Source organism: Collinsella aerofaciens, from assembly GCF_009876115.1.
GTDB classification, from domain to species: Bacteria; Actinomycetota; Coriobacteriia; order Coriobacteriales; family Coriobacteriaceae; genus Collinsella; species Collinsella aerofaciens_N.
The window spans coordinates 405,200-422,748 of sequence record NZ_WWSY01000001.1 but is presented as its reverse complement, the minus strand read 5'-3'; the positions used below and the strand labels follow the sequence as shown (position 1 = coordinate 422,748).

Genomic DNA, 17,549 nt, shown 5'->3' with positions numbered 1-17,549 from the left:
GGTTGATTTCCGATCTCAGCCGAACACATTGAGCAAATAGGCCGTTCCCGCACCTAGCCGAACGCCCCCGCTGCCCCTCCCGGGGCCCGGGGGCGCCGTTTTCCCAGTTGAAGGAACGGTGGAGATGTGTTTCGATGGGTCCGGTGGCCATGCTCCGCCCACCGCCCGGCACCTCTTCCCAGACTCAGCCGAACGGTCGGTCAGTCTATTCCGTTTTCCCTTAGGCTAGGACAGCGGGGCATCGCCCCTCTCTGCGCGCGCCCGCGCGATGAGGCCCGGCGTCAGGTCGAGCTCGTCGATGGGCACGTCCTCGATGCCGTACGCCTCCAGCAGCGCCGCCGCGTCGTCGCCGAGCATCGCCCGGAAGGCGCGGGCGGGCGTCGCGAAGCCGAGCGCGCCGCGGGGCTCGGAGTTCACGTGCGACATCGCCAGCGACAGGTCCGCCGGGACCAGCCGGTCGAACCTGAGGCCGCGGCCCTTGGGGAGCAGCTTCCTGATCTCGACGTGGTTGCGCTCGCAGGCGCCCTTCTGGTCGCTGCGCCTAGGGTCGCAGTAGAACAGCCTCGTCTCGCCGGGCTCCTCGCCGATGAGCGCGGCGATCGCGCCCTCGTCGGAGAACTCGGCGCCGTTGTCGGTGAGCACGGCGCGGAAGACCCTCCCCGTGCCGCCGGCGCCCAGCACCGAGCGCACGCCCCCGAGCGCCGCCGCCACGCTCTCGGCGTCCTTCGCCGCGAGCGGCAGCGCGAGCTGCAGCCTGCTGGGGCGGTGCAGCAGCGTGAGCAGGCAGGCGCTGTCCTCCCGCGCGCCCTCGACGGTGTCCATCTCCCAGGCGGCGGCGCACGCGTCCTCGCCCAGGCCGAGGAACGCGGCGTACGACCTGCGGGGCGAGTGCCGCGTGGCCGAGGCCGCCGGTGCGCGCCTCCTCGGCCTGTAGCCGACCTTCCGCCTGAGCTCCATGTTGGTCATGCCGTCGTAGCCAGCCGCGACCCAGCGGTAGATCGTCGAGGGCGACAGGTCCACGGGCCCGCCGTTGCGGGCGGACAGCTGCTCGGGCGAGAGCCCCCGGCCCAGGCCGTCGCGGATGAGGGCGAGCGCCTCGGCCGCGGCGGGCTCGTCGGCGTCTATCCCGCGCCTCGACGAGACGAGGACCGAGTCCGCGCACAGCTGCGCGGCGCGGGCATCGTAGAAGACGTGCGGGCGGCGCTTGCAGCCGATCGCGCGGTACCGCCCGCACCCGTTGCAGCAGCGCGGCCACGCGGCCAGGCGCGGGCAGGCCGCCGACAGGTCGGCGGAGGCGTCCACTCGCTCGCCGCGCCTCTCCCTCGGCGCGGTCACGAACCTGTGCGACGCCACCTCCGAGCACACCGTCGAGGGCGACCTGCCCAGCTCCCTCGCGATCTGCCTGCACGAGGCCCCTCGCTCCAGCATCCTCTGGAGCGTGTCCCGCTCGTGCCTGGTGAGCCTGCCGTAGGCCCTCGGGGCCGCCTTCCCGGCCCCCTTCTTCCTCTTTCCGGACATGCCGTCCTCCGATCTCCCGGGGCCGGCCGGTCCGGCCCTCAGGGTATCGGATTCCCACATTCATCCGTACATGTACGGATGAATGTGGGAAGTGTTCGGATGAAGTTGCCAATCAAGGTTTGCGTTAGTTAGACGGGATATCTTCGGTCGCCCTCGCGCTGATGCGGTAGGTGCGGTACAGTTAACGGGTTACAGGCAGTGTTTACGCAAGGAGTACACGAGCACATGGCTGATTCCCAGACTGCAACCTCCGCGCCCGAGTTTAAGAGCGCCCACTTTATCGGTATCGGCGGCGCCGGCATGAGCGGCATCGCCCTCGTTCTGCACGAGCGCGGTTATGCCGTTACCGGCTCCGACCTTAAGACGTCACGTTATATCCGCCAGCTTACCCGCGCTGGTGTGAAGGTGCATGTGGGCCATGAGGCCGCCACGATCGACGAGGTCAAGCCCGACGTGGTTGTTGTCTCCACCGCTATTCCGGAGTCCAACCCTGAACTCGTGCGCGCTCGCGAGCTGGGCATTCCCGTGTGGCCCCGTGCCAAGATGCTCTCTGCTTTGGGCCACGGCTACACTACCGTCGCTGTTGCCGGCACGCATGGCAAGACCACCACGTCTTCGATGTGTGCCACCATGCTCGACCGCATGGGTCTGGATCCGAGCTTCCTGATCGGTGGCATCGTCGAGGGCTATGACACGAACGGCAAGAACGGCTCGGGCGACTACTTTGTCGCCGAGGCCGACGAGTCCGACAGCTCCTTCCTGTTCCTGAACCCCAACGTAGTCATTGTGACCAACGTCGAGGCCGACCACCTCGATCACTACTCGGGTATCGAGGAGATCGAGGCAACTTTCGCCAAATTCATGAGCCTGGTGGGCGAGGGCGGCACCGTCATCGTCTGCGGTGAGGACCCGCATCTGGTCGAGCTCGCCAAGTCGACGGGCCGTCACGTGCTTTCCTACGGCTTTGCCGAGAGCAACGACATCGTCTGCATGCACCCGGATGTCAAGGGTATCCAGAGTGACTTTATCGTTCGCTTTGAGGACGGCACTGAGCGCGCTGTGGAGATCAAGAGCAATCCCGGTCGCCACAACATGCTCAACGCCACGGCGGTGCTCACCGTCGCCCATGTCCTGGGCCTTGACATCGACGCCGCCGCCAAGGCGCTCTCGAGCTTTGAGGGCGTCCGCCGTCGCTTTACCCACGTGGGCGATATCGATGGCATCACCGTGGTCGATGATTACGGCCATCACCCCACCGAGATCAAGGCGACGCTTGCTGCCGCTTCGTCGCTGGGTTACAAGCACGTCGACGTCGTGTTCCAGCCGCACCGCTATTCGCGCCTGCAGGCCCTGTGCGACGACTTTGCCGATGCATTTGCCAATGCCGATAAACTGCTGCTGATTGATGTGTTCTCGGCTGGCGAGATGCCCATTCCGGGTGTCACCTCTAAGATGCTCGCCGATACCGTGCGCGCCAAGCATCCTGGCAAGGAGGTCGTGTACTGCTCCAGCCGTCTTGAGCTCAATCAGGAGCTCGAGCAGATGGTGGGCGAGGGCGACCTGCTGCTCACCATGGGTGCCGGCGACGTTACGACCGTCGGTCCCGAGTTCATTGAGCATCTGACTGCCAAGAAAGACGCTTAAGTCTAATGGGTCTGTTTAACGCCGTCATGGCGCTTTCGGGCATGATCGACACGGATGTGATCGAGGACGAGCGCCTTGCGCGTCATACGAGCTATCGTATCGGCGGCAAGGCCGACCTCTTTGTGACGTGCCATAGCTATCATGCCCTCCGCCGCACCGTGGCGGTGCTCGATCGCGAGCAGGTGCCGTGGGTCATCATCGGCAAGGGCTCCAATCTGCTGGTTGCCGATGGCGGTTATCGCGGTGCCGTCATTTCGCTCGGACGTGAGTTCCAGCGCACGGTTGTTGCCGATGACGGTTGTACGCTGACGGTCGGTGCGGGCGTGATGTTTGCGCGCCTGGTCAACGATGCCCTGTCGCGTAGCCTCTCGGGCCTTGAGTTTGCCGTTGGCATTCCTGGTTCGGTCGGCGGTGCGATATCTATGAATGCCGGCACGCGGACCGAGTGGATTGGCTCGCTGGTTGAGGATGTCGTAACGTTTGACCCGGCATCCGGTATCAAGCATTATGCGGGGTCCGAGATCTCTTGGGGCTACCGCGAATGTAGCCTTCCCCGCAATGAGATCATCCTCGAGTGCGTGCTCAAGCTTAAACCGGCGCCCAAGGCCGACATTCGCGAGCGCATGGAGCGGTACCTTACAAGGCGCAAGCGTACGCAGCCCATGGGTCGCGCATCCTGCGGGTCTGTCTTTCGCAACCCGCCCGATGCGAGTGTGGGCAAGCTTATCGAGGATTGTGGATTAAAGGGTTTTTCGATTGGCGGCGCGGAAGTTTCGCCCGTTCACGCTAATTTTATCGTTAATAACGGAACTGCCTCGGCCGATGACGTTGCCGCGGTTATCAGACATGTGCACGGAAAGGTGAGGGAGGCGTATGGCATCGAGCTCAGACCGGAAGTTAAATTCCTCGGCTTCTAGAGCATCGAAACCTACCTTCCGCCGCGCCGGAGGGCGTTCCGGCGCGCCTGCCAAACCTCAACGCAATACCGTCGCGCACTCTAAGTCTGTTGGGCATGCTCGACAGACCAGTCGTCCGGTCGTCGGCTCGCAGCTCGGTAATCGTCCGGCCGCAAAAAAGTCCTCGCGTCCCTCGGTGACGTCAAAGCCTGTTATGGGCGCCAAGCCTGCCCGTCCCATGGCAGCTCCCAAGCCCTCGACGGGAACTAAAGCGGCGCGTCCAGGTCGCACGCTGGGCGCATCGAAACCGCGCTCGCTGACATCGGTGCCGGCTACCGCCAAGAAGCCTTCGAGTAAAAAAGGTTTCAACCCGTTATCTTCACTTGGAGCGATGGCAAATAAAACATCAGACGCCGTTTCTGTCGTTACAGGCAAAGGCAAAATCGTGGGCGGCGTTCTGGCCGTCTTGGCCGTGCTCGTCGTCGTTGCCATCGTGGTGATCAACTCTGGACTGTTTACTGCCACTGATATTCAGATTCAAGGCAGCGAGCATGTGACGAAGCACGATGCTATCCAGCTGATCGACTTGCCCGAGGGAACGTCGCTTTTTAACGTCGATCCCGACCAGATTACCGAGGATCTCAAGCAGAACCCGTGGGTTTCGGGCGTGGATGTCCAGCGCCAGTTTCCCCATACGCTTATCATCACGCCGACGGAGCGTAAAGTTATCGCCATTGCGTATATCAGCTCCGACGACCTTGCCTGGGCTATCGGAGACGATGACACCTGGATCGCCCCGCTGTCGACGTCGGTCGAAGTGGACGACCAGGGCAACGTCATCACGACAGGGCAGGGCTCAAATACCTTGACCGGAATCGATGCCGCGCTGGCGCTCGCCAAGCATTATGGCGCGGTGTTGTTGACTGATGTCTCGGCGGATGTCGCTCCGGTTTCCGGCCAGGCGGTGAACTCCAAAGCCGTTAAGGCCGGCCTGGATTATGTGCGTGGTTTTTCGAGCGAGTTCTTGGGACAAGTCAAGGATATTTCCACGCCTTCGGTCGAAGTCATCTCGGCAAACCTCAATAACGGCATTGAGGTGTCGCTGGGCGATTCGGACGATATCGCCAAGAAGGAACGCGTAGTCACCAAGTTGCTTTCGCAGGTAGAGGGCGTAACGTATATCAATGTGCGCTCTCCGGGCAACTACACATTTAGGAATGCTCCGACCTCGTAGCGCTGGTTGATGCTTTGTTGAGGGGCCATACCACGCCGTTTATCTGGTTTGTTTGGTTTTCACGGTCAATTATTTGACTGATACGTTCATAATGTGCAAACATAATACGGTTTACCTTTGCATTTACTTTCAACCTGAAGGTTAATGTGCGCAGGGGTCGACCCATGCTATGGCTATAACCTTTGTTCGGAGGACCGACATGCACGAGACAGAGATCAACAACTACCTTGCCGTCATTAAGGTGGTCGGCGTCGGCGGCGGCGGTACCAACGCGGTCAATCGAATGATCGAAGAGGGCATCCGCGGCGTCGAGTTTGTTGCCATCAACACCGATGCTCAGGCACTCGCGATCTCTGATGCCGATATCAAGGTGCACATCGGCACCGACCTTACCCGCGGCTTGGGCGCCGGCGCCAACCCCGAGGTTGGCCGCAAGGCTGCCGATGAGTCCCGCGACGACATTGCCGAGGCGCTTGCTGGCGCCGACATGGTGTTTATCACCTGCGGTGAGGGCGGTGGCACCGGTACCGGCGCTGCTCCCATCGTTGCCGATATCGCGATGAACGAGGTCGGCGCACTGACCGTCGCCGTCGTGACCAAGCCCTTCACCTTCGAGGGCCGCAAGCGCAAGAAGAGCGCCGAGGAGGGCATCAAGACCCTCTCCGATTGCGTCGACACCATGATCGTCATCCCTAACGATAAGCTGCTCGACATCGCCGAGAAGAAGACCACCATGCTCGAGGCCTTCGCGATTGCCGATGGCGTCCTTTCCCAGGGCACCCAGGGCATCACCGACCTCATCACCGTCCCCGGTATCATCAACCTGGACTTCGCCGATGTTAAGACCATCATGAAGCAGGCCGGTACCGCCATGATGGGTATCGGTACCTCTTCTGGGGATACCCGTGCCGTCGACGCTGCCCAGCAGGCCATCTCCAGCCCGCTGCTCGAGAGCTCCATCGATGGTGCCACGCGCGTGCTGCTCTCCATCGCCGGTTCCAAGGACCTGGGCATCCAGGAGATCAGCGACGCCGCCGACGTTGTCGCCAACGCCGTCGACCCCGAGGCCAACATCATCTTCGGTACCGTTGTCGACGAGTCCCTGGGCGATCAGGTGCGTATCACCGTCATCGCTACGGGCTTCTCCGACTCCAACGTCAACCGTCAGGATGAGCTCTTTGCTGCTCAGCAGTCTCAGAGCAAGGCCGCTGCCTCCGCTGAGCCGCAGCGCACCGCTCCGGCTGCCAGCCCGGCTCAGGCCGCTCCGACCCGCAACGTCGGTGGTACCGAGCTGCCCAACTTTGGCAACGACCAGTTCGAGCTTCCCGACTTCCTGAAGCGCGGTAGCTTCTAAGTCGTTCTTTGCATTGTTGTGCACAGGGGCGTGTCCGTATGGACGCGCCCTTTTTATTTCGACTTTGTAAACTAGAACCTCCAATCTCTTTACGTTCCCTTTACGATTGCCTCCAGCGCAGCAGGTATCCTTTTAGAGAAGTATGACAGCCGTATAAACGCGGGCTGTAGCGGCGATGCCGCGGTACTTGTGTTATTAGGAGGCTTTAGTATGGCAGCACGTGCGGACAACGTTTCGCGTGTCGACCATGATGGAGTTACGTTGGTGGAGGGCGCGACATCCGATGTTCGCTTTGCCTTCACCGAGCGCGCCGGTGGCGTTTCCGAAGATGCGTACTCCTCGCTCAACCTGGGCTCGCATGTAGGCGATGACCCCTTTGCAGTTCAAGAAAATCGTCGTCGAGCGCTCGAAGCTATGGGCGCCACTGAGTGCGAGCATAATCTGCTCGTGCCCAATCAGGTACATGGTGACCATATCGTTACGGTGACTTCGAACGGCGCCGACGATCTTGAGGCTGTTCGCGAGCAGATTGCCGAGGGCTGCGATGCCATCGTCTGTACGGCCCATGACGTGCCCGTGCTGCTCTGCTTTGCCGACTGCGTTCCCGTGGTGCTGGTGGCCCCCGGCGGATTTGCCGTGGTGCACTCCGGTTGGAAGGGCACGATTGCACGTATTTCTGCCAAGGCGTGCCAGGCGCTTTGCGATGCTGCCGGCTGCGATGCGAGCGACGTTTCCGCCTATATCGGGCCCCATATCCTGGGTGACGAGTACGAGGTTTCCCAGGAGCTCATGGATCGCTTTGCCGCCGAGTTCTCTTGCATCGATGCGAGTGCCTCTCGCATGCTCGATCTTTCCGCTGCCATTTGCGAGGCGCTGGTAGATGTCGGTGTCGACGCGGATAATATCGTGGATACCCAGCTTTCGACCGTGCGTCAGAACGACCGCTTTTATTCCTACCGTAACGAGGACGGCACCTGTGGGCGCCATGCCGCGATCGGCGTGATGCTATGAGAAAGATCGTATCGGTCCTGAGCGCCGCTGTGCTTACGCTTACGCTGTGCGCCTGTTCTTCGGGATCTTCTACCTCTTTCATTACCGTGGCCGGCTCCACGACCTGCCTTCCTATCGCCGAAATTGCGGCAGAGGGCTTTAAGGAGGAGACCGGCATCGACGTGCTCGTTTCCGGTTTGGGCTCTTCCGCTGGCATCGAAGCCGTCAGCGCTGGCACGGCCGATATCGCCAGCTCCTCCCGTGGACTCAATGCCGACGAACGGGATCTGGGCCTGACTCCCATCGTCATTGCCCACGACGGTATCGCGGTCATCGTGAACGAAGACAACCCCGTCGATAACCTCTCGACCGAGCAGCTCCGCGATATCTATGCCGGCAAGATCACCAACTGGAAAGAAGTCGGTGGCGAGGACCTGAGGATTCAGGTTATCAACCGAGATGAGGCGTCTGGCACGCGTGAAGCCTTCCGCACCATCGTGATGGACGGCACCCCGTTCGATCGCCGCTCCGCCGTTCTTTCGGGCACGGGCCAGGTGCGCGACGTGGTATCTCGTTCGCGCGGGGCTATCGGCTACATTTCGCTGGGCTTCGTCGATAGCCTCAACGCCAAGACCTCGGTCAAGGCCGTCTCGGTCAATCATGTTGAGGCGTCCGAGAAGACGGTCGCGAGTGGCGGCTATCCCATCTCGCGCGACCTTTACTTCTTTGTGAAGGGTGCGCCTTCGCAGCAGGCGCAGGATTACATCGACTACGTGACGTCCGAAAAGATGGACAAGCAGATTCGCGAGGCGGGCTTTATTCCCGTCACCAACGACGAGAAGGGGAGTGAGTAGCATGGAAGCACAGGAAAACTCCCAGACTGAGCAGAATGCTCAGGCGCCCAAGAAGCGCGAGCTGGCGCTCGTATCGCGCAGCACCTATATCAAGGAGAAGGCGCTGCAGTGGATTTTCTTTGCCTGCGCGTTCTTGGCGGTTGTTACCGTCATCCTGATTTTTGTCTTTACCACGTACTCGGCGCTGCCCGTCTTTACCGACATCGGTCTGGCGGACTTCTTTAGCTTTACGTGGGCGCCCTCTGAGGGCCACTACGGCATCGTGTCGCTGCTTGCCGGCTCGGGTCTGGTGGCCGTCGGTGCGCTCGCCATGGGTGTGCCCCTAGGCGTGGGCACGGCCGTGTATCTGGTCGAGATCGCCAGCAAGCGCGTGCGCAAGCTCATCAGCCCTGCCGTTGACCTGTTGGCCGGCATCCCTTCTATCATCTATGGCTTCTTTGGAATGATCATCATCCGTCCGTTTATCGCGCAACTGACCGGTGGTCTTGGTTTTGGTGCGCTGACGGCGTGGTTCGTGCTTGCCATCATGATCGTCCCTACCATCACCACGCTCACCATCGATGCCCTCAATTCCATTCCCATGGGTATTCGCGAGGCATCGTATGCCATGGGTGCTACTAAGTGGCAGACCATCTATAAGGTCGTGCTACCTGCCGCCAAGCTGGGTATCGTGGATGCGATCGTGCTGGGTATGGGCCGTGCCATCGGCGAGACCATGGCCGTGCTCATGGTCGTGGGTAACGCCCCGGTTATTCCCGACAGCATTGCGAGCCCCATCTCGACGCTCACGAGCCAGATCGCGCTCGACATGAGCTATTCCTCGGGTCTGCACCGCTCGGCGCTGTTCGGCATGGGCGTGGTCCTGTTTATCATCTCCGCCACGCTGGTGGGCGTCGTCCGTCTGATTTCAAAGAAGAAGAGGGGGTAGGCTATGTCCGATTCCGTTGACACGACGGTCGATACGACCTCGTCGCGCGAGCGCATCAAGCGTGCCCTTTCCCATGGCAAGAAGGGTCGCATCAACAAGGACCTGTCCAACAAGATCATGCTCGGCGTATTCCGCGCGGCTGCCTACATCACCACGCTGGTGCTGGTCGCTATCATCGCCTACGTGGTCATCAACGGCCTGCCACACATCTCGCTCGACTTTATCTTCGGTTGGCCCCAGGGCGTCAACGCCGAGGGCGGTATTTGGCCCACGATCGTCTCGACCGTCTATGTGACGGCGCTCGCCATGCTTATCTGCACGCCGATCGCTGTGCTGGCAGCCGTCTATCTGGCCGAGTACGCCAAGCAGGGCAAGATCGTCGAGCTCATTCGCTACGCTGCTGACGCTTTGGCCTCGGTGCCCTCCATCGTTATGGGCCTGTTTGGCTACGCCTTGTTTGTCGAGGCTATGGGTCTGGGCCTTTCGATGGTCTCGGCCGCTCTGGCGCTTGCGCTCTTGATGCTTCCCATCGTCATGCGCACCACCGAAGAGGCCATTCGCGCCGTTCCGCGCTATATCCGTTGGGGCGCGTATGGCCTGGGCGCCACCAAGTGGCAGGTTGTCTCCAAGATCGTGCTTCCTTCTGCCTTTGGCCGTATTGCCACGGGCATTGTCCTTGCCATCGGCCGTGCCATTGGCGAGACCGCCGTGGTGCTCTACACCATGGGCCAGGCCATCAATCTACCTATCTCGCCGCTCGATTCCGGCCGCCCCATGACCGTTCACCTGTACCTGCTTGCCAACGACGGCATCAACATGAACGCAGCCTACGGCACCGCGCTCTTGCTGATGGTGATCATTCTGGCCTTCAACCTGTTTGCGCGCTTCCTGTCGCGCAAGCGTCGCTAGTTAAGGAGTCCCATGTCCGTTTATCAGTCCGCTCCCACGCTGGAGCAAGCGGCCATTACGGCCAAGGATTTCAACTTTTGGTACGGTGACTTTCATGCGCTGACGGGGCTCGACCTCAACATCGCCAAAAACGCCATCACCTCCTTCATTGGCCCTTCGGGCTGCGGCAAGTCGACGTTTTTGCGCTGCATCAACCGCATGAATGATCTTATCGAGGGTACGCGCGTCGAGGGCACCATGACGCTCGACGGCAACGATATCTATGCCGAGGGCGTCGACCCGGTCGACCTCCGTCGCCGCGTGGGCATGATTTTTCAGCAGCCCAACCCGTTTCCCAAATCCATCTACGAGAATGTCGCCTTTGGCCCTCGTCTGCAGGGCGTGACTAGCAAAAGCGACCTCGATGACATCGTGGAAGAATCGCTCAAGCGCGCCAACCTCTGGAAAGAGGTATCCAATCAGCTCAACAAGGATGGTTTGGCGCTCTCGGGCGGTCAGCAGCAGCGTCTGTGCATCGCGCGCGTGCTTGCGGTGCAACCCGATGTCCTTCTGATGGACGAGCCCTGCTCCGCCATCGATCCCACATCCGTCTCTAAGGTCGAGGATCTGATGGCCGAGCTGGCGCCCGAGATGACGATCATCATCGTCACGCATTCAATGCAGCAGGCAGCTCGTATCAGCGACTACACCGCATTCTTCTTGCAGGAAGTTGCCGGCGAGCCCGCCACGCTCATCGAGTATGGTCAAACCGACGCGATCTTCACCAGCCCGGTGGACTCGCGGACGGAAGACTATATCACCGGCCGCTTTGGCTGATCGGTGCGACTAGTCCCAAGCCGATCGGACCTGGTCCGGTGCGTATTCACTGTGCGGGCGGCATGACCGCACCCAACTGATTGGAGTGAACCATGCGCAAACTGTTTTCCCGTCAGCTCGTCGAGGCCCGTCACGAGATGCTGAGCATCTATGAGGCCGTCGATCTGGCCCTCCACGATGCCGTGAAGGCCTATGTGACCGACGACCGCAAGCTCGCCACCAAGACCAAGAAGCGCACGCTTTCGATTGACGCGCGTTGCGCCAACCTGGAGGCCGTCTGCTACAACCTGATCGCCACGCAGTCACCGGTCGCCTCCGACTTCCGCCTGCTTCAGACGATCATCTACGTCGACTTTAACCTTCAGCGCATGACCGATAAGGTCCGTCAGATCTGCCGTGCCACGCGTCATATGATCAAGGCCGACATCTCGCTGCCCAAGGAGCTTGTCGGCACGGTCGAGGCCGAGGCTGAGGCCGTCTACCAGGTGCTGGGCTCTTCGCTTTCTGCGCTCGTCACCAATGACATGTCCATCATCTGCAACCTGGCCGTCGAGGACGAGCCGGTGCACGCCGCCTACGAGAAGTTCTTCCGCACCTTTAACCGTATGGATACGGGCGACTTTATGGACGACGACAGCAACTATGACGACCTGCGCCGCGCCATCATGGTTTCGCGCTACCTCGATCGCATCGCTTCGATTTCCATCGATGCCGCTTGCCGTCTGACCTTCCTGTTGACTGGTCAGCGTATGAACGCCGGCGATATCGCCCGTGTGGACGAGGATGAGCTCGAGAGCATGCGCGTGCCTTCGGGCGAGGGTGTTATCATGAGGCCCGCCGTCGACGCGCGCTACGTTGCCAAGGTGCCCGTTAACGAGGTCAGCGAGGGTCTTCGCTACCTGCTCGATCATCTTGAGGACGAGGACGATGGCGAGGACGACGAGGAGTAAGTAGCCCCGTTCGTCGAAAGATTGTAAATACCTAAGTGAGCGCGGCCTTGCACATGCGGGGCCGCGCTCTTGCGTTAGCATGGGACTACTTGTTTGGCTGTCAGCGGAGGCGATTGGCAATGGATAACTATTTGGACTTGATGCGCGCTCGCCGCGAGCAGATTCTGGAACGTTTTTATGCGGCGCTCGATCGCGCGGGCCGCCCCCACGACGCCGCGCGCCTCATTGCCGTGTCCAAGACCGTTGGTGTCGATGAGACCGTTGCCGCCATCCAGGCGGGGTATCGCCATTTTGCCGAGAACCGCCCGCAGGAGCTGGTTCGCAAGCTCACGGGTCTGGCGGAGCATCCGGAGCTGCCCGAGGTGCGCTTCGATATGATCGGCAACCTGCAGACCAATAAGATCAATGCGGTGCTGGGCTCAGCCGAGCTGATTCACTCGGTGGGTTCGCTGCATCTGGCGCAGGCGATCTCGAGCCGTGCTGTTCGCAAGATTGAGGCAGGCGAGCTCGCCGGCCCCCAGCGTGTGCTCATCGAGGTCAATGTGAGTGGTGAGGAGTCGAAGGGAGGCTTTTCGCCCGATGAGATTCGCGCCGCCGCGGGTGAGCTTGCGGAACTTGAGGGAATTTGCGTACAGGGGCTTATGACTATGGCGCCCCGGGGGAATAAGGATGTGGCACGCCGCACCTTTGCGGGGCTTCGTGAGCTGAGGGATGAGCTGGAGGCTGCGCATCCCGATTTGAACCTGCCTGAGCTTTCCTGCGGCATGAGCGAGGACTTTGAGCCTGCCCTTGAGGAGGGCTCTACGCTCGTTCGCCTGGGCAGGGTAGTATTTAGCCCGGAGTTTGCAGTAAAATAAGGCTCTGAAGTGCGCACTGATTATCGGGGCGCCTGCACTAAACCGCGAGAGGACACAACCATGGGCTTCCTTGACGAGATTAAAAATAAGATGCACCTGGGCGGCCAGCAGGGTTACGACCAGGGTTATGGCCAGGACGACGACTACGGCTACGATGACGGCTATGACGATAGTTATCAGGGCAACGGCTACGGCGGTGCTTCGGGCGAGGGCTTCTACACCCAAGACGAGCCGAGCAACGGCCTGCTTGGTCAGACGCGCCGCGGTGAAGCTGAGTCGGTTGCCGTGTATACGCGCTCCGGTCAGCTGGTCGGCGATGACTCCCGCCATGCCACGACGTATAACCCGCCTTCGCGCTCGCAGGACAGTGTTGCGAGCGGTTATCGTCCTGGTGCCTATGACACGCCGTCGAGCTACGCCGAGAACACCCGCGCCCGTGCCGCCGCTGCGCCCGCGCCTGCACCGAGTGATGCCTCGGCCTATGCGAGCAATATCATCAACGCCACGCCGCAGCTGCCGGCCTATGTCCTGCGCCCCGAGAGCTATGACGACGTGGAGACCGTGGTGCGCCGCGTTCGCACCAAGCAGCCTGTCGCACTGATTTTTGTGGGTGTACGCACCGAAGTTGCTAAGCGCGTCTTGGACTTCTCTTACGGCTTTGCCTGCGGTCTGGGTGCCACGGTCAAGGAGGTGGGCGACCGCGTGTTCATGGTGCTGCCCGCCGGCTGCGAGGTCAAAGATTCCGATCTCAAGAAGCTTCGTGCCGACGGCTACCTTAAGTAAAGACAAGACGAGGAGATTCCCATCAACATCTACACTATCGTCCAGCTGGTCAACACGCTGTTCAACTTCTATTCCACGCTCATTGTCGTCTACTGCTTTATGACGTGGATTCCCATGAAGCAGGGTGGTTTGCTTCAGGATATTGCTGCGGTGCTCGATAGCGTGTGCGGTCCGTGGCTCAACCTGTTCCGTCGTTTCATCCCGCCGATGGGCGGTATCGATTTTTCGCCGGTCGTTGCGATTATTGCGTTGCAGTTGGTGCAGAGGCTGGTTCTGCAGCTTCTTATAGGTATACTCGTATAGAACTGACTTAGTAACTTACGTCGGGCGTGTAGCGCCGAGGCGATGAAAAAGGAGACTTGTTATGGCTATTACCCCTGCAGACATCCAGGCTCAGACTTTCTCTGAGGCCAAGCGTGGCTACGATCCCGCCGAGGTCGACGTCTTCTTGGAGACGCTGTCCTCCGAGGTTGACGCTATGCTCGCTAAGATCGTCGACCTTAAGGGTCGCCTGACTGCTACCGAGCAGCAGCTTGCCGATGCGCAGGCTCAGCTTGCCCAGGCTCAGGATGCCACCGCCCAAGCCGTTCCTGCCGCCCCCGTGGCTGCTCCCGCCCCTGACTTCTCCGCTCAGGAGCGCCAGATTTCCGCTGCCCTGATCGCTGCCCAGCAGACCGCTGAGACCATCGTCAACGATGCCAACGAGAACGCCGAGCGTATCCGCAACGAGGCTGACGCTAAGGCACGCGAGGTTATCCGCCAGGCTCTGACCGAGAAGCAGGCCGAGCTCGAGGAAATCGATCGTCTCAAGGCTTCCCGCGAGGAGTTCAAGGCCGAGTACCTCAAGCTCATCCAGCACTTCATGGACGATGCCCAGAACTCCTTCCCGGCCGACCTCATGGCCTCCACGCCGGTCGGTTCTGCCGCTTCTCCTGCGGTGACTGTTCCCGCCGAGCCGCTGCCCGTCGCTGACCCGGTTGTCCCCGTGGCCGATCCCTTCGCCCCGATCGACAACTTTGCCGCCGACGACCTGGACTAGCATCAGAGCTACAATCTAGTGTCCTTAAGAGGAGCTCGCACCTGCGGGCTCCTTTTTTGTGGCTGTATACGGGTTGGGAAACAAAACGCCGAGCTCTGCATGCGATAGGACAGAACTCGGCGAAGGGCGCGTGGTAAAAGGTAGATTTTAAGGTATGTCTAAAAACTACTTGAGGAGGAAGTTGGAGAGGGGAATAGTGCGGGCCTCGCGATGCTCGGGATCGGCGATGTGGTCGGCGGGATAGCCACAGACGAGCATGTGATAGGGATAGACGCCCTTGGGCAGATTGAACTGCTCCTGTGCCACCTCAGGCTTAAAATGGCATACCCAGCACGTTCCCAGGCCCTGCTCGGTGGCCTCCATCATCATCTGGTCGCACACGATGGACGTATCGATTTCACTGGAATTCATCTGGTCATACGGGCGCACCCAAGCATCATCGGTAACGCTGCAAATAAGGAAGACAAGCGGAGCTCCAAAGATAGACCCATCACGAGCAAACCGAGGCTGACAAGCAGCAGCCTTCTCCAACAGCTCAGGCGTATCCAGCACCATCACACGGGCTGGATGATTATTACAAGCAGAAGGAGCAATCCGCCCCGCCTCAACAATGGCATCCACTACCGACTGCTCAACAGGACGGTCCTCAAAAGAACGACAAGAATACCGACCACGAGCCAGATCCAAATAACTCACAACCAAGACCTCCAAATTCAACGAATCAATCCAAAGTAAAACAAAGGGTACCCAAAGCCCCATCCACCCAAACGTTTAAGGCGGTCCCAAAGTTCCCAATCGGGTCCAAAGGCCCCGCCAACAAAAGCCCCATCGCTTTCAAAGTATCAGCCAAAGTTCCCAATGGTGGTACGTAAGGCGAAGGGCCGGCACCTGTTTACTTTCGAACGACTCTGCCATGCAGCCGGAGTGAGAAAGCAAACAGGTGCCGGCCCTTCGCCGCCGGGACACGTACCCCCAATTAACTGTTCTTCATGACAATCGAATCCACGACATCGGCCACATTCTCGCAGCAGTCGGCGCAGTACTCCAGGAAGGCGTACACGTCACGCCAAGCGATGACCTCGAGCGGGTCCTTGCCGTTAACGTGCAGGTTACGCATGGCGTTGATATAGAGCTCGTCGGCCTCGGACTCGATGGTGTTGATCTGGATGACGAGCTCGCGCAGCGTTTTGGACTTGCGGTAGTTAGGCAGCTCGACCATCAGGTCTTTCATGGCGCGGCAGGCGTCGGTCACCTTGTGGGCGATCACGATGGCATCGGGATGGATGCTCTGGATGTTGGTGAAGTAGACGCGCTGCACGACGCCCTCGATGCGGTCGAGCACGGTGTCGAGCGAGCAGCTCATCAGGTCCAGATCCTCGCGCTCAAGCGGGGTGATAAAGGCGGTGAGCAGGGCGTCCTCAAGCTCATGGTGCTTCTTGTCGGCCGCATGCTCGATCGCATGCATCTTGTCGAGCATATCGTGAATCTTTGCGGGATCGAAGTTCTCGAAAATCTTGGTAAGCAGCTCGGCGGCCTGGACGGCGAGGTCGGCGCAGGCGACGTAGTTGTCAAAGTAGAACGAATCGGGTTTCTTTGCCATGAGTGGGTCCTTTCGAGGCGAAGACGGGTGGGCGAGGTGTTACGGTCCGGATGGACGTTCGGTTTGACTAGAGGAACATCATGAACAGCTTGGCCATGACAAAGCTGATGAGTCCGCAGGCGGGGAAGGTGAAGAACCAGGTGAACATCATGTCCTTGACGACGCCGAAGTTGATGGCCGAGAGGCGTTTGACGGCACCGACGCCCATGATGGCGCAGGTCTTGATGTGCGTGGAGGACACGGGGATGCCGGTAAGGGTGGCAAGCAGCAGGTTCGCGGCGCCCGCCAGGTCGGCGGAGAAGCCCTGGTATTTTTCGAGCTTGACCATGCTCTGGCCAACGGACTTGATGATGCGCTCGCCGCCCACGCTGGTGCCGATGCCCATGGTGGCCGAGCATAGCAGCATAATCCAGATGGGGATGCCGGCATCGCCGACGCTCGTCTGGCCGCTGGCAAAGGCCACGCCTAAAAAGAGCACGCCGATGAACTTCTGTCCATCCTGCGCGCCGTGCATAAAGCTCATGGCCGCAGCGCTCGCGATCTGAGCGTATTTAAAGAAGACATTGGCACGTCGCCTGTTGGCGGCGGCGAAAAGAATCGAGACGAGCTTGCACAGGACCCAGCCCATGACAAAGCCCAGACCGATGGAGAGCGCCAGGCCGTAGATGACCTTCATCCACTCGTGGACGTTGACGCTGCTCGCACCGCCGAGGGCGATGGCGGCACCGGTCAGGCCGGCGATAAGGCTGTGGCTTTGCGAGGTGGGGATGCCAAAACGCGACGCTGTGGCGCCGTAGACGACGATGGAGAACAGCGCCGCGCACAGACAGGCGAGCGCCATGGTGCTGTTTCCGCCAAAGTCGACAATATGGGAGATGGTGTTGGCGACGCTCGCGTTAAAGTGCGTCATGATGAGCACGCCAAGGAAGTTGAATGCGGCACTCATGAGAATAGCGGCGCGGGCGGGCATGCAACGCGTAGTGACGCAGGTCGCGATGGCGTTGGGTGCGTCGGTCCATCCATTGACGAAGATGGCGCCGAGCGCGAGGATCACGGTGACGGCAAGGACTGGGTTCGACACAAGTTGGCCGAGGAAGGTTGAGAACGTTACGTCCATATATGGGCTTTCTCGAAGTTTGCAGGCACGTTACAGAAACATGATAAATCGTATCACCTC

18 protein-coding genes are annotated in these 17,549 nt (G+C 60.4%); 14 read left to right on the top strand and 4 right to left on the bottom strand.

Translation table 11 applies throughout. The features are described 5' to 3' along the window. Positions 1–225: 225 nt before the first annotated feature. On the bottom strand, positions 226–1,518 hold the full coding sequence (locus GT571_RS01905) for an IS30 family transposase (protein WP_161155068.1): 1,293 nt from the start codon (positions 1,516–1,518) through the stop codon (positions 226–228). 225 nt (positions 1,519–1,743) lie between these two features. Here GT571_RS01905 and murC point away from each other — a divergent pair, with 225 nt between their 5' ends. The 14 genes from murC to GT571_RS01835 all read left to right on the top strand — a co-directional run bounded on the left by murC (position 1,744) and on the right by GT571_RS01835 (position 14,772). After that, positions 1,744–3,162, top strand: coding sequence for a UDP-N-acetylmuramate--L-alanine ligase (gene murC, locus GT571_RS01900; RefSeq protein ID WP_161155067.1), 1,419 nt, complete (start codon positions 1,744–1,746; stop codon positions 3,160–3,162). 5 nt (positions 3,163–3,167) lie between these two features. Next, positions 3,168–4,079, top strand: a complete 912-nt coding sequence (gene murB, locus GT571_RS01895; protein WP_161155065.1) for a UDP-N-acetylmuramate dehydrogenase — start codon at positions 3,168–3,170, stop codon at positions 4,077–4,079. A 424-nt stretch (positions 4,080–4,503) separates the two neighbouring features. After that, positions 4,504–5,292, top strand: a complete 789-nt coding sequence (locus GT571_RS01890) for a cell division protein FtsQ/DivIB (RefSeq protein ID WP_338400871.1) — start codon at positions 4,504–4,506, stop codon at positions 5,290–5,292. Between the two features lie 199 nt (positions 5,293–5,491). Beyond that, positions 5,492–6,646: a cell division protein FtsZ gene (gene ftsZ / locus GT571_RS01885; RefSeq protein WP_055251674.1), complete on the top strand. Its 1,155-nt coding sequence runs from the start codon at positions 5,492–5,494 to the stop codon at positions 6,644–6,646. Between the two features lie 210 nt (positions 6,647–6,856). Next, complete coding sequence (locus tag GT571_RS01880; RefSeq protein WP_161155063.1) at positions 6,857–7,657, top strand: purine nucleoside phosphorylase YfiH/LACC1 family protein; 801 nt, start codon at positions 6,857–6,859, stop codon at positions 7,655–7,657. Continuing rightward, on the top strand, positions 7,654–8,490 hold the full coding sequence (locus GT571_RS01875) for a phosphate ABC transporter substrate-binding protein (RefSeq protein ID WP_161155061.1): 837 nt from the start codon (positions 7,654–7,656) through the stop codon (positions 8,488–8,490). Before GT571_RS01880 ends, GT571_RS01875 begins: the two co-directional genes overlap by 4 nt. Position 8,491: 1 nt before the next feature. Beyond that, positions 8,492–9,418 (top strand): phosphate ABC transporter permease subunit PstC, encoded by a 927-nt coding sequence (pstC, locus tag GT571_RS01870; protein ID WP_161155060.1) that lies wholly within the window; start codon positions 8,492–8,494, stop codon positions 9,416–9,418. 3 nt (positions 9,419–9,421) lie between these two features. Continuing rightward, the gene (gene pstA, locus GT571_RS01865; RefSeq protein WP_055251684.1) at positions 9,422–10,327 is read left to right on the top strand and encodes a phosphate ABC transporter permease PstA; all 906 of its coding nucleotides are present in this window, start codon (positions 9,422–9,424) and stop codon (positions 10,325–10,327) included. Between the two features lie 12 nt (positions 10,328–10,339). Continuing rightward, complete coding sequence (gene pstB, locus GT571_RS01860) at positions 10,340–11,143, top strand: phosphate ABC transporter ATP-binding protein PstB (protein ID WP_089571588.1); 804 nt, start codon at positions 10,340–10,342, stop codon at positions 11,141–11,143. A 92-nt stretch (positions 11,144–11,235) separates the two neighbouring features. Next, on the top strand, positions 11,236–12,093 hold the full coding sequence (locus tag GT571_RS01855) for a phosphate signaling complex PhoU family protein (protein WP_099431534.1): 858 nt from the start codon (positions 11,236–11,238) through the stop codon (positions 12,091–12,093). A 119-nt stretch (positions 12,094–12,212) separates the two neighbouring features. Continuing rightward, positions 12,213–12,950, top strand: coding sequence for a YggS family pyridoxal phosphate-dependent enzyme (locus GT571_RS01850; protein WP_089571590.1), 738 nt, complete (start codon positions 12,213–12,215; stop codon positions 12,948–12,950). A 60-nt stretch (positions 12,951–13,010) separates the two neighbouring features. Continuing rightward, positions 13,011–13,733 (top strand): cell division protein SepF, encoded by a 723-nt coding sequence (locus GT571_RS01845; RefSeq protein WP_089571591.1) that lies wholly within the window; start codon positions 13,011–13,013, stop codon positions 13,731–13,733. A gap of 15 nt (positions 13,734–13,748) precedes the next feature. Next, a complete protein-coding gene (locus tag GT571_RS01840; RefSeq protein WP_040358293.1) occupies positions 13,749–14,036 on the top strand; it encodes a YggT family protein in 288 nt (95 codons plus the stop codon). A gap of 61 nt (positions 14,037–14,097) precedes the next feature. After that, positions 14,098–14,772, top strand: coding sequence for a DivIVA domain-containing protein (locus GT571_RS01835; protein WP_006234242.1), 675 nt, complete (start codon positions 14,098–14,100; stop codon positions 14,770–14,772). 165 nt (positions 14,773–14,937) lie between these two features. Here the strand turns inward: GT571_RS01835 and GT571_RS01830 are convergent, their stop codons facing one another. The 3 genes from GT571_RS01830 to GT571_RS01820 all read right to left on the bottom strand — a co-directional run bounded on the left by GT571_RS01830 (position 14,938) and on the right by GT571_RS01820 (position 17,489). Then, on the bottom strand, positions 14,938–15,468 hold the full coding sequence (locus GT571_RS01830) for a nitroreductase family protein (protein ID WP_089571592.1): 531 nt from the start codon (positions 15,466–15,468) through the stop codon (positions 14,938–14,940). Between the two features lie 280 nt (positions 15,469–15,748). Beyond that, positions 15,749–16,372, bottom strand: a complete 624-nt coding sequence (locus GT571_RS01825; protein ID WP_055251695.1) for a DUF47 domain-containing protein — start codon at positions 16,370–16,372, stop codon at positions 15,749–15,751. 67 nt (positions 16,373–16,439) lie between these two features. Continuing rightward, on the bottom strand, positions 16,440–17,489 hold the full coding sequence (locus tag GT571_RS01820; RefSeq protein ID WP_117584218.1) for an inorganic phosphate transporter: 1,050 nt from the start codon (positions 17,487–17,489) through the stop codon (positions 16,440–16,442). Positions 17,490–17,549: the final 60 nt, after the last annotated feature.

Coding starts and splice junctions, on each gene's coding strand:
- GT571_RS01905 (WP_161155068.1), bottom strand. CDS start 1,518: ATGTCCGGAAAGAGGAAGAAGGGGGCCGGGAAGGCGGCCCCGAGGGCC.
- murC (WP_161155067.1), top strand. CDS start 1,744: ATGGCTGATTCCCAGACTGCAACCTCCGCGCCCGAGTTTAAGAGCGCC.
- murB (WP_161155065.1), top strand. CDS start 3,168: ATGGGTCTGTTTAACGCCGTCATGGCGCTTTCGGGCATGATCGACACG.
- ftsZ (WP_055251674.1), top strand. CDS start 5,492: ATGCACGAGACAGAGATCAACAACTACCTTGCCGTCATTAAGGTGGTC.
- GT571_RS01880 (WP_161155063.1), top strand. CDS start 6,857: ATGGCAGCACGTGCGGACAACGTTTCGCGTGTCGACCATGATGGAGTT.
- GT571_RS01875 (WP_161155061.1), top strand. CDS start 7,654: ATGAGAAAGATCGTATCGGTCCTGAGCGCCGCTGTGCTTACGCTTACG.
- pstC (WP_161155060.1), top strand. CDS start 8,492: ATGGAAGCACAGGAAAACTCCCAGACTGAGCAGAATGCTCAGGCGCCC.
- pstA (WP_055251684.1), top strand. CDS start 9,422: ATGTCCGATTCCGTTGACACGACGGTCGATACGACCTCGTCGCGCGAG.
- pstB (WP_089571588.1), top strand. CDS start 10,340: ATGTCCGTTTATCAGTCCGCTCCCACGCTGGAGCAAGCGGCCATTACG.
- GT571_RS01855 (WP_099431534.1), top strand. CDS start 11,236: ATGCGCAAACTGTTTTCCCGTCAGCTCGTCGAGGCCCGTCACGAGATG.
- GT571_RS01850 (WP_089571590.1), top strand. CDS start 12,213: ATGGATAACTATTTGGACTTGATGCGCGCTCGCCGCGAGCAGATTCTG.
- GT571_RS01845 (WP_089571591.1), top strand. CDS start 13,011: ATGGGCTTCCTTGACGAGATTAAAAATAAGATGCACCTGGGCGGCCAG.
- GT571_RS01835 (WP_006234242.1), top strand. CDS start 14,098: ATGGCTATTACCCCTGCAGACATCCAGGCTCAGACTTTCTCTGAGGCC.
- GT571_RS01825 (WP_055251695.1), bottom strand. CDS start 16,372: ATGGCAAAGAAACCCGATTCGTTCTACTTTGACAACTACGTCGCCTGC.
- GT571_RS01820 (WP_117584218.1), bottom strand. CDS start 17,489: ATGGACGTAACGTTCTCAACCTTCCTCGGCCAACTTGTGTCGAACCCA.